Here is a 10,330-nt window from a genome sequence, read left to right as displayed (position 1 = left end):
CGGCGTCGCTGTATACCGCGAATACCATGTCTGCGTAATGCGCGACCACAGCCTTGGCGGCAGCCTCGTCGACCTGGCCCGCAGGCGTGGCAGCCGCCGGGGCGGTAGTGCTGGCAGCGGCAGGCGCCTGAGGCGCGGCGGCCTTGTCTTTACCTTCGCCGCAACCGGCGAGAGAAATAGCAATGGCCAGCAGACTGGCGGTGGCCAGGGGCATACGAATCATGGCGAACATCCTGCTTCGGTTGTTGATAGGGCGCGCGTGCGGGCGCAAAAACTGCGACATAATGCGAAAGATTTGCATTTTGTGTAAAGGCTTATACGCGGGAAATATTTTGTATCGTCCTGCCCGCTCAGAGAATCGCCGCGTTGTTGCGTTCCGATTGCTTCAGAAAAGCCGCCAACTCCCTGGCCTGCAGCGGTTTGCTGTAGTGGTAGCCCTGGCCCTCATGGCAACCCTCGGAAATGATGTAGGCCTCTTGCTCGGCGGTTTCCACGCCTTCGGCAATCACCTGCATGCCCAGGCTTTTGCCCAGTTGGATGATGGCCCGCACGATCGTCGCATCGTCGTCGTCGTCGAGCAGGTCCTGGACGAAGCTCTTGTCGATCTTGATCTTGTCCAGCGGCAAACTTTTCAGGTAACTGAGGGATGAGTAGCCGGTGCCGAAGTCATCAATGGCGATCAGCGCCCCCGAACGGCGCAGGCTCAGAAGGTGTTGGGCGGCGGTGCTGATGTCTTCCATCAGGCCCGTTTCGGTGACTTCCAGCTCCAGGCTACGGGGTGGCAGGCGGTAAATCTGCATCAGGTTATTGACCACTCGCGGCAACTCGGTGTGGTGCAACTGCACGGTGGACAGGTTGACCGCCATGCGCAGCTCGGTGAAGCCCAGATCATGCCATTCGCGCAGTTGGCGGCACGCTTGGTCCAGCACCCATTCGCCAATCGGGATAATGGTGCCGTTCTGTTCCGCCAGCGGGATGAACAGATCCGGCGGAACCAGGCCGTGTTCCGGGTGCTGCCAGCGAATCAACGCCTCTACACCGACCACGCGATGGTCGCGGTAACTGATCTGCGGTTGGTACACCAGGTGAAACTGGTCGCGGCTCAAGGCCTCGCGCAGGTCTTTCTCCAGCTCACGGCGCCGACGCATTTCGCTGTCGACGCTGGCGATATAGAACTGATAGCGGTTGCGCGAGCGGCTTTTGGCCAGGGTCATGGTCTGTTCGGCTTTTTGCAGCAGCTTCTCTGTGCTGTCGCCGTCTTCCGGGAACAAGGTGATGCCGATGGTGGCGCGCAAGCGGATCTGGTCCTGGTCGAGGGCGAATTCCGCTTCCAGGTCATCGAGGATACTTTGCGCAAGCTCGGCGGCTTCGTAGGGCTGGTCGATATCGGCCTGCACCAGGGCGAACTGGTCGCCACCCAGGCGGGCGAGCGCGCCGAGGCGGCCGCTGTGGGCGCGCAACCGATCAGCCAGCGCCAGCAGCAGTTTGTCACCGTTCTGGTAGGTGAATTGTTCGTTGACGCTCTTGAAGTCATCCAGCCCCACGCACAATACCGCCACGCGGCGCTGGCGACGGCCGGCATCGGTCAGGATCCTGTCCAGTTGCTCCTGCAACTTCTGGCGGTTCGGCAGGCCGGTAAGAAAGTCGTACTGGGCCATGCGCAACAGGCTGGACTCAGCCTCGTGGCGCAAGTGGGTATTGCGTTGGATGGATTCGAGCAGCTGGTTGGCGGTGTTTATCCACAGGCCCAACTCGTTGCGTTCATGACCCTTGAGCTGCGGGATCTTGTGCTCGCTGGGCCGGTCCGGGTTGATCGATGTCAGGTGCTCGATAATCCGCGACAACGGTTTGGTCAGTAGCCAGTGATACACCAGGTACAGCACCAGGCCCATGGCCAGAGCGCGCAGCACGCCGGAAATAAAGATGATCACTGAGCTGACAAGGAAACCTTCGCCGTAGGTGGCGGTGTCGAGGGTAATGCTCAGGTCGCCGTAATACTCGCTGTACGGGCCCTTGCCGACCAGCGGGGTAGTAAAGGTGCGTTCCTGTCCAAGGATCAGGTCGGTCAACCAGCGGCTGGGAGATTGCTGCAAGGCGCGGCTTTTTTCCGCGAGCATGGTTTCGTTGGGATGGCCGATGGACGCGACGCGCACGGCGTCATCCTGAAACAGACCTTCGATCACCTGCATGCCCATTTCGCGGTCCAGGCTATAGACGGCCTGGGTCGAGGGGTCGCGAAACATGTCGAGGATACGCTGGGCATCCCCGGCCACGGCCTGGCGCGTCTTGTAGGCATCGAAAACGATCTGCGCCACACTCAGTGCCACGCCCACGATCAATGCCGAGAGCAAGACAACCCGTAGCAACTTCACCGACAAGCTGTTTTTGAGTTCCAGCTTCAAAGGGGCATTCCTTGTCTCATGCGGGTGGCCTTCAATATGCCATGAGTATTGGCAATCTGAAGGTGGCAGTCAAAGGAACATTGGGGCATCGACGGGTTTGACGAATAACTTGAGGGGAGGCGGGGGGGAAGGCGGAGGTGAGTCCGCCTGCCTTGGCCGCACAACGTGCGTTCGGAGCTGGCACAGTCGTGTTTTACGAGATTTTGATGCTCACGTTACTGTTTGCCGAGTTACCGCCGGAAAAATCCACAGGCTTGTTGTGATAATGGGTATTTTCCCAGGCGATTTTGTTCTGACCCTCCCAGTTTTGCTGCGCGGCGGTAAGTGAGTCGACCGCTTTACCCGCTACTTTGAACGCCTCGGTGGCTGTTTTAGCCAGTTCGCCCACCACCGGAAGGGCGGTTTTGGCCAGTTCGCCCACCATAGGGATTGCTGCTAGTGCGCCAATGGACATTGTAGTTTCTCCGACAGGTACGTGAGGCGGATTCCTCACGCTGATTGTGTGGCGACATTCCTTCATCCAGTTCCGATCATCGGAGGGCGTATTCAGAGCCCACAAAAAAGCCCGGCAATCGCCGGGCTCTTTCTATTGCAAACGCTGCTTAAGCAGTGAAGGCCTTGCCTTCGAACTGCTCAGCCACGAATTTCCAGTTGACCAGGTTCCAGAACGCTTCTACATACTTCGGACGCACGTTGCGGTAGTCGATGTAGTAGGCATGTTCCCAGACGTCGCAGGTCAGCAGTGGAGTATCGCCGCTGGTCAGCGGGTTGCCTGCGCCGATGGTGCTGGCCAGGGCCAGGGAGCCGTCAGCCTTTTTCACCAGCCAGCCCCAACCGGAACCGAAGGTGCCGATGGACGTCTTGCTGAACTCTTCCTTGAACGCGTCGAACGAACCGAACGCAGCGTTGATGGCTTCAGCCAATGCGCCGGTTGGTTGACCACCGGCGTTTGGCGCCAGGCAGTTCCAGTAGAAAGTGTGGTTCCAGACCTGAGCGGCGTTGTTGAAGATGCCGCCCGAAGAAGACTTGACGATTTCTTCCAGGGTCTTGCCTTCGAACTCGGTGCCTGGCACCAAGTTGTTCAGGTTCACGACATAGGTGTTGTGGTGCTTGTCGTGGTGGTACTCCAGGGTTTCCTTGGAGATGTGCGGCTGCAGAGCATCGTGTGCGTAGGGCAGCGGCGGCAATTCGAAAGCCATGATGATTCTCCTAATCAGGTCAGTTGCGGTGAGCGCAAGGCCGATCACGGGCGGCCAAACAAGCGCCGACGAGTCTGTACTCTTTGCGACGCAAGTTCGGGATCATAGCACCGGGGGTGCGGCAAAACCACGCAACAACTGTGTGGGATAGAGGTTCCAGAGCCTTTTGGAATAAGTTCATGGCGCACTGATTAATTGGTAGGCCACGCTGAACATCATCACGGCCACCAAGAGATCCAGCAGGCGCCATGTAGCGGGACGCGCCAGCCACGGCGCCAACCAGGCCGCACCGAGGGCCAGGGTGGTAAACCACAGGAACGATGCGCTCGCCGCACCGGCCACGTAGGCCCCCGGCTGCGTTTGTTGCGCGCCCAGTGAGCCGATCAGCAGCACGGTGTCCAGATAAACGTGGGGGTTAAGCAGGGTCACCGCCAACGCGCTTAACAGGACGGCGCGCAATGAGCGGGTCTTGAGGCTGGCGTCCTGGTCCAGGCTTTGTTTCGAACAGGCCCGGCGCAGTGCGCACGCCCCGTACCACAGCAGGAATGCCGCACCGCCCCAGCGCGCCACTGCCAGCAGTATCGGGCTCTGTGCCAACACGGTGGCGAGCCCGAATACCCCGGCCGCCACCAGCAGCGCATCGCAGATCACGCACAAGGCCGCGACCGGCAAGTGATGTTCGCGGCGCAGGCTTTGCGCCAGGACGAACGCATTCTGCGTGCCGATGGCCATGATCAGCCCAAGTGCCACCAGCAACCCGTTCATATAGCTCTGCCACATAGTGAAATCCTTAAGTCATGCTGAAACGATGCTGGCTATGGTGCCGGTCGGGCCTGTATAAGAAAAACCAATATTGCTGATCGCTCATTAGGAAAACTGATGTTCGACTATAAATTGCTTTCCGCTTTGGCGGCCGTGGTGGAACAGGCTGGCTTCGAACGCGGTTCACAGGTGCTGGGGCTTTCGCAGTCGGCCGTCTCCCAGCGCATCAAACTGCTGGAAGCGCGCGTCGGCCAACCGGTACTGGTACGGGCGACGCCGCCGACTCCCACTGACATTGGTCGGCGCTTGCTCAACCATGTGCAACAGGTACGCCTGCTGGAGCGCGATCTGCAAAGCCAAGTGCCGGCGCTGGACGAAGAGGGCATGCCCGAGCGCCTGCGCATCGCGCTGAATGCCGACAGCCTCGCCACCTGGTGGGCGCTGGCGGTCAGCGACTTTTGCGGCGAACAGCGCTTGCTGCTGGACATGGTGGTGGAAGACCAGACCGTGGGCCTCAAACGCATGCGGGCCGGTGAAGTGGCGGCGTGTATCTGCGCCAGCGAGCGTCCGGTTTCCGGCGCCCGCAGCCTGGTGCTTGGCGCCATGCGTTATCGCGCATTGGCCAGCCCTGCGTTTATAGCGCGGCACTTTCCCGCCGGCATACGGGCCGACCAATTGGCCGGTACGCCGGCGCTGGTGTTCGGGCCGGATGATTTCCTGCAACACCGTTACTTGGCGTCGCTCGGGGTGAACGGTGGTTTCGAGCACCATTTATGCCCGTCATCCGAAGGTTTTATCCGTCTGATGGAAGCCGGCCTGGGCTGGGGCCTGGTGCCTGAATTGCAGGTGCGCAATCAGCTCGAAAAAGGCCTGCTGGTCGAATTGCTGCCAGATAAGCCCATCGATGTGCCGCTGTACTGGCATCATTGGCGCAGCGGCGGGCAACTGTTGGGCCTGTTGACCGAGCATCTGGCCCAGGTCTGCGGGCAATGGTTGGTGCCGTTGGAGTGATGGCGGGCGTCAAGGCAAAGCGATGAAAAACGAAAGAACATGGGGTAATGCATGAAAATTCTGGTCACCGGCGCAAGCGGCTTCATCGGCGGGCGCTTTGCGCGTTTCGCCCTGGAGCAGGGCCTGGACGTGCGGGTCAACGGGCGACGCGCCGAGGGTGTGGAACACCTGGTCCGGCGCGGTGCCGAGTTTATCCAGGGTGATCTGAGCGATGCCGATCTGGTGCGCGACCTGTGCCGCGACGTCGAGGCCGTGGTGCATTGTGCCGGTGCCGTCGGGCTGTGGGGCAAGTATCAGGATTTCCATCAGGGCAACGTGCTGGTCACCGAGAACGTCGTCGAGGCGTGCCTCAAGCAGCGGGTCGGGCGGTTGGTGCATCTGTCGTCGCCTTCCATCTATTTCGATGGGCGCGACCACTTGGGGCTGACGGAAGAACAAGTGCCCAAGCGCTTCAAACATCCTTATGCCGCGACCAAATACCTGGCCGAGCAGAAGGTGTTCGGCGCTCAGGAGTTCGGCCTCGAAGTGCTGGCCCTGCGCCCGCGTTTCGTCACCGGCGCCGGTGACATGAGCATCTTCCCGCGCCTGTTGAAAATGCAGCGCAAGAACCGCCTGGCCATCGTCGGCGACGGCCTTAACAAGGTCGACTTCACCAGTGTGCACAACCTTAACGAGGCGCTGCTCAGCAGTTTGCTTGCTCACGGTTCGGCGTTGGGCAAGGCCTATAACATCAGCAACGGCACGCCGGTGCCGGTGTGGGATGTGGTGAACTACGTGATGCGACAAATGGACCTGCCGCAGGTCACTCGCTATCGGTCCTACGGGTTGTCCTACAGCGTGGCAGCATTGAACGAGGCGTTTTGCGCGATGTGGCCGGGTCGGCCGGAGCCGTCGTTGACGCGCCTGGGCATGCAGGTCATGAACAAAGATTTCACCCTCGACATCAGCCGGGCGCGGCATTATCTCGACTATGAGCCCAAGGTCAGCCTGTGGAGCGCCCTGGACGAATTCTGCACCTGGTGGAAGGCCCAGGCCCCGGCCCACCCGTAAGGTTACAACCAGCGACACATCGGGAACCCAATTGCGGGTTGTGTGTCGACCCATGCGCCGGGAGCACGGTTTATACTCCCGCCGCTCGGCTTCCCAGCTAGCCATCTCATTGATTCAGGGTAGATTCATGCGTAACGATGCTAAAGACGATTTCGACAACGTTCCCAGCCTGCGGGCCGATCTGGGGGACGATGATGATTTCGTGCCGACTGCCGCCACCTCGGTGCGCTCGCGGACGCCTGTGGTCAAGGTTAAAAGGGCCAACACCGGCCCGTTGTGGGCCTTGGTCGGCGCGCTGCTGATCGCCTTTGCCGGCCTTGCCTGGTGGAGCTTCCAGCAGATTTCCCTAATGGGCCAGCAACTGGTCGCCACCCAGGAAAGCTTTGCGCGGATCAGCGAAGAAGCGGCGGGGCGCCTGCAGGATATTTCCGGCAAGGTCGTGGCCAGCGAAGCCAATGTGAACAACGGCAGCGAAGCCCTCAAATTGCAGATCAAACAGCTGGAAACCCAACTGCTTGAGCAGGGTAGGCAGCAAGTGGGCGTGGCCGGCCAAGCCACCGAGCTGGACCAGCGTCTGGCGCAGATGAGCGCCAGCACCACCGAGCTGACCAGTGCGAACGCCAAGTTGCAGGGCCAGGTTCAGGCCCTGACCGAGGCCGTTGCCACGCTCACTGCGGCGCAGGGTGAGATCAAAAATCTGGCTAACGATGTGGCGGCCTTGAAGAAACAAGGCAACCCGACGGCAGCCATAGCCCGTCTTGAGCAGGACCTGCTGGTGCTCAAGAGTGCACAGGAAAACCAGCCCGCCAATACGGATGCGCCCACCAATAAAGAGTTCGACGTGTTCCGCATCCAGACCACGCGCAATATCACTACGTTGCAGAGCCAGGTGCAGAACCTGAATCAACGCCTGAATGCGCCGGCAGCTGCCGCGCCGCTGGGGCAATAATAGGAGGATCGTTCCTGCGCTCAGCGTGGGAGCGATCATTAAATGTCACCAGCTGGTGACATTTCTTTTCCCCTTCGTTACTTGCCACGCTCATCCCCTTGTTTAGACTCCGGCCACCCCACAAAAAATAACAAGGGCCACCCATGACCATGCAACCACTGCCTGCCAGCAGTTGGCTGAACGCACCTGCCCATCACGCCTGGCTTGCGGCCGAAGGCCAGCGTTTGCTGGCATTTGCCAAGGCTTCGCGCCTGCCGCACGGCTTCGGCAATCTCGACGATAAAGGCCAACTGCCGGCCGATGCCCGCGCCGAAACCATGAACAGCGCCCGCATGACCCACAGCTTCGCCATGGCGCACGCCATGGGCTTGCCCGGTTACGCCGACTTGGTAGCGCACGGCGTTGCGGCCCTGAGTGGCCCATTGCGCGATAGCGAACACGGTGGCTGGTTCGCCGCGCCCGACGCCATTGATGGCAATACTGGCAAGGCCGCTTACCTGCATGCCTTCGTCGCCCTGGCCGCCAGCTCCGCGGTGGTGGCCGGTGCGCCCGGCGCGCAAACCCTGTTGAACGATGCGATCCACATTATCGACCAGTTCTTTTGGAGCGAAGAGGAGGGCGCGATGCTCGAATCCTTCGCCCGAAACTGGAGCGGCGTCGAGGCCTATCGCGGCGCCAACAGCAACATGCACGCCACCGAAGCGTTCCTCGCCCTGGCCGACGTCACGGGTGACACGCGCTGGCTGGACCGCGCTTTGCGTATCGTCGAGCTCGTCATCCATGCCCATGCCGCCGGTAACCGCTTCATGGTGATCGAACACTTCGACGCCCAGTGGCAACCGTTGCTCGGTTACAACGAAGACAACCCCGCCGACGGCTTCCGTCCCTATGGCATCACCCCCGGCCATGGCTTTGAATGGGCGCGGCTGGTGCTGCACCTGGAAGCCGCGCGGCTGCAAGCCGGGCTGGTCACGCCGGACTGGCTGGTGACCGATGCCCAGGGGCTGTTTGCCAGTGCCTGCGATTACGCCTGGGGCGTGGATGGCGCGCCGGGCATTGTCTATACCCTGGATTGGGACCAGCGCCCGGTTGTTCGCGAACGCCTGCACTGGACCCATGCCGAAGCCAGCGCTGCGGCACAGGCGCTGCTCAAGCGCACCGGCGAGTTGCATTACGAGATCTGGTATCGGCGGTTCTGGGAGTTTTGCGAAACCCACTTTATCGACCGACTCCATGGCAGCTGGCACCACGAACTCAGCCCGCACAATCAACCCAGCAGCAAAATATGGGGTGGCAAGCCGGACCTGTATCACGCCTGGCAAGCCGTATTGCTGCCTGCGTTACCCTTGGCACCCAGCCTGGCCAGCGCATTGGGCAGCGCACGCTATGTCACCAAGTGGTGACATTTGTACGTCCCTTTGTTACCTGCGACTGGAAAATCCCTGTTTAAACTCCGTGCAGCGCAAGCTCTAGACTTGCATGCATAACAACAAGAAAAGGTACCCAGATGAACGCGATTAATCGCCTCGCCGTTGCTATTTCCATTGCCTCGTTGTTTCCCCTCACTGCATTCGCCGCCGACTCGAAAGGTACGGTTGAAGTCGTGCATTGGTGGACCTCAGGCGGTGAAAAAGCGGCTGTGGATGTACTGAAGGCCCAAGTTGAGAAAGACGGCTTCACCTGGAAAGACGGTGCCGTCGCAGGTGGCGGTGGCGCCACTGCCATGACCGTGCTGAAAAGCCGCGCGGTCGCCGGTAACCCGCCAGGCGTTGCCCAGATCAAAGGCCCCGACATCCAGGAATGGGCGTCCACCGGCCTGCTCGACACCGACGTGCTCAAAGACGTCGCCAAAGAAGAAAAGTGGGACTCCCTGCTCGACGAGAAAGTCTCCGACACCGTGAAGTACGACGGTGACTACGTTGCCGTACCGGTCAACATCCACCGCGTGAACTGGCTGTGGATCAACCCGGAAGTCTTCAAGAAAGCCGGCATCACCAAAAACCCAACCACGCTCGAAGAATTCTATGCCGCCGCCGACAAGCTGAAGGCGGCGGGCTTCATCCCGCTCGCTCACGGCGGTCAGCCTTGGCAGGACAGCACCGTGTTCGAAGCGGTGGTGCTCTCTGTGATGGGTGCAGATGGCTACAAGAAAGCCCTGGTCGACCTGGATAACGGCGCACTGACCGGCCCGGAAATGATCAAGGCCCTGACTGAGCTGAAGAAAGTCGCGACCTATATGGACGTTGACGGCAAAGGCCAGGACTGGAACCTTGAAGCCGGTAAAGTCATCAACGGCAAGGCCGGCATGCAGATCATGGGTGACTGGGCCAAGTCCGAATGGACCGCCGCCAAGAAAGTCGCCGGCAAGGATTACGAGTGCGTAGCCTTCCCGGGCACCGACAAAGCCTTTACCTACAACATCGATTCCCTGGCGGTGTTCAAGCAGAAAGACAAAGGCACCGCTGCCGGTCAGCAGGACATTGCCAAAGTCGTGCTGGGTGAAAACTTCCAGAAAGTCTTCAGCATCAACAAGGGTTCGATCCCTGTACGTAACGACATGCTGACCAAGATGGATTCGTACGGTTTCGACTCTTGCGCCCAGACCGCCGCCAAGGACTTCCTGGCCGACGCCAAGACCGGCGGCCTGCAGCCAAGCATGGCGCACAACATGGCCACCACCCTGGCGGTACAAGGTGCGTTCTTTGACGTGGTCACCAACTACATCAACGACCCGAAAGCCGACCCGGCCGACACCGCCAAGAAACTCGGCGCTGCGATCAAGTCTGCCAAGTAACCCTATGTAGGAACCCGGCTTGCTGTGGCGAGGGAGCTTGCTCCCGCTGGGGTGCGAAGCACCCCCAAAGGCAGCGTCTGCTTCGCAGCCGAGCGGGAGCAAGCTCCCTCGCCACAAAAAAGCGGGTTTCTGCAGGCTGTAGTCCTTTTCCCCTGTACTGGAT

Annotated in this window: 9 protein-coding genes and 1 pseudogene; 5 read left to right on the top strand and 5 right to left on the bottom strand. The window is 60.4% G+C overall.

Annotation, left to right across the window (positions count from 1 at the left end; genetic code table 11):
• From Q1V60_RS18815 to Q1V60_RS18795, 5 genes and pseudogenes are all read right to left on the bottom strand, one after another.
• Positions 1–223 (bottom strand): annotated as a pseudogene (locus Q1V60_RS18815) (peptidase); the annotation flags it as partial.
• A gap of 127 nt (positions 224–350) precedes the next feature.
• A complete protein-coding gene (locus tag Q1V60_RS18810) occupies positions 351–2,402 on the bottom strand; it encodes a bifunctional diguanylate cyclase/phosphodiesterase (protein ID WP_300633345.1) in 2,052 nt (683 codons plus the stop codon).
• A gap of 193 nt (positions 2,403–2,595) precedes the next feature.
• Complete coding sequence (locus Q1V60_RS18805; RefSeq protein ID WP_300633343.1) at positions 2,596–2,856, bottom strand: hypothetical protein; 261 nt, start codon at positions 2,854–2,856, stop codon at positions 2,596–2,598.
• Between the two features lie 148 nt (positions 2,857–3,004).
• A complete protein-coding gene (locus Q1V60_RS18800; protein WP_300633341.1) occupies positions 3,005–3,601 on the bottom strand; it encodes a Fe-Mn family superoxide dismutase in 597 nt (198 codons plus the stop codon).
• 177 nt (positions 3,602–3,778) lie between these two features.
• The gene (locus tag Q1V60_RS18795; protein WP_300633339.1) at positions 3,779–4,381 is read right to left on the bottom strand and encodes a LysE/ArgO family amino acid transporter; all 603 of its coding nucleotides are present in this window, start codon (positions 4,379–4,381) and stop codon (positions 3,779–3,781) included.
• A gap of 99 nt (positions 4,382–4,480) precedes the next feature.
• On the opposite strand from Q1V60_RS18795, the gene Q1V60_RS18790 reads away from it, so the two are divergent.
• The 5 genes from Q1V60_RS18790 (at position 4,481) to Q1V60_RS18770 (ending at position 10,167) form a co-directional block, all read left to right on the top strand.
• Positions 4,481–5,374 carry a LysR family transcriptional regulator ArgP gene (locus Q1V60_RS18790; RefSeq protein ID WP_300633337.1) on the top strand — a complete coding sequence of 298 codons (894 nt, stop codon included), beginning with the start codon at positions 4,481–4,483 and terminating at the stop codon, positions 5,372–5,374.
• A 51-nt stretch (positions 5,375–5,425) separates the two neighbouring features.
• On the top strand, positions 5,426–6,424 hold the full coding sequence (locus Q1V60_RS18785) for an NAD-dependent epimerase/dehydratase family protein (RefSeq protein WP_300633335.1): 999 nt from the start codon (positions 5,426–5,428) through the stop codon (positions 6,422–6,424).
• 127 nt (positions 6,425–6,551) lie between these two features.
• Positions 6,552–7,373 carry an ATPase gene (locus Q1V60_RS18780; RefSeq protein ID WP_300633333.1) on the top strand — a complete coding sequence of 274 codons (822 nt, stop codon included), beginning with the start codon at positions 6,552–6,554 and terminating at the stop codon, positions 7,371–7,373.
• A 143-nt stretch (positions 7,374–7,516) separates the two neighbouring features.
• Positions 7,517–8,776 carry an AGE family epimerase/isomerase gene (locus Q1V60_RS18775; RefSeq protein ID WP_300633331.1) on the top strand — a complete coding sequence of 420 codons (1,260 nt, stop codon included), beginning with the start codon at positions 7,517–7,519 and terminating at the stop codon, positions 8,774–8,776.
• A gap of 104 nt (positions 8,777–8,880) precedes the next feature.
• Complete coding sequence (locus Q1V60_RS18770; RefSeq protein ID WP_300633329.1) at positions 8,881–10,167, top strand: ABC transporter substrate-binding protein; 1,287 nt, start codon at positions 8,881–8,883, stop codon at positions 10,165–10,167.
• Positions 10,168–10,330: the final 163 nt, after the last annotated feature.

This window comes from Pseudomonas sp. (assembly GCF_030147005.1).
Taxonomy (GTDB): Bacteria; Pseudomonadota; Gammaproteobacteria; order Pseudomonadales; family Pseudomonadaceae; genus Aquipseudomonas.
The sequence above is the reverse complement of the archived record's forward strand: the minus strand, read 5'-3'. Positions and strand labels throughout refer to the sequence as shown.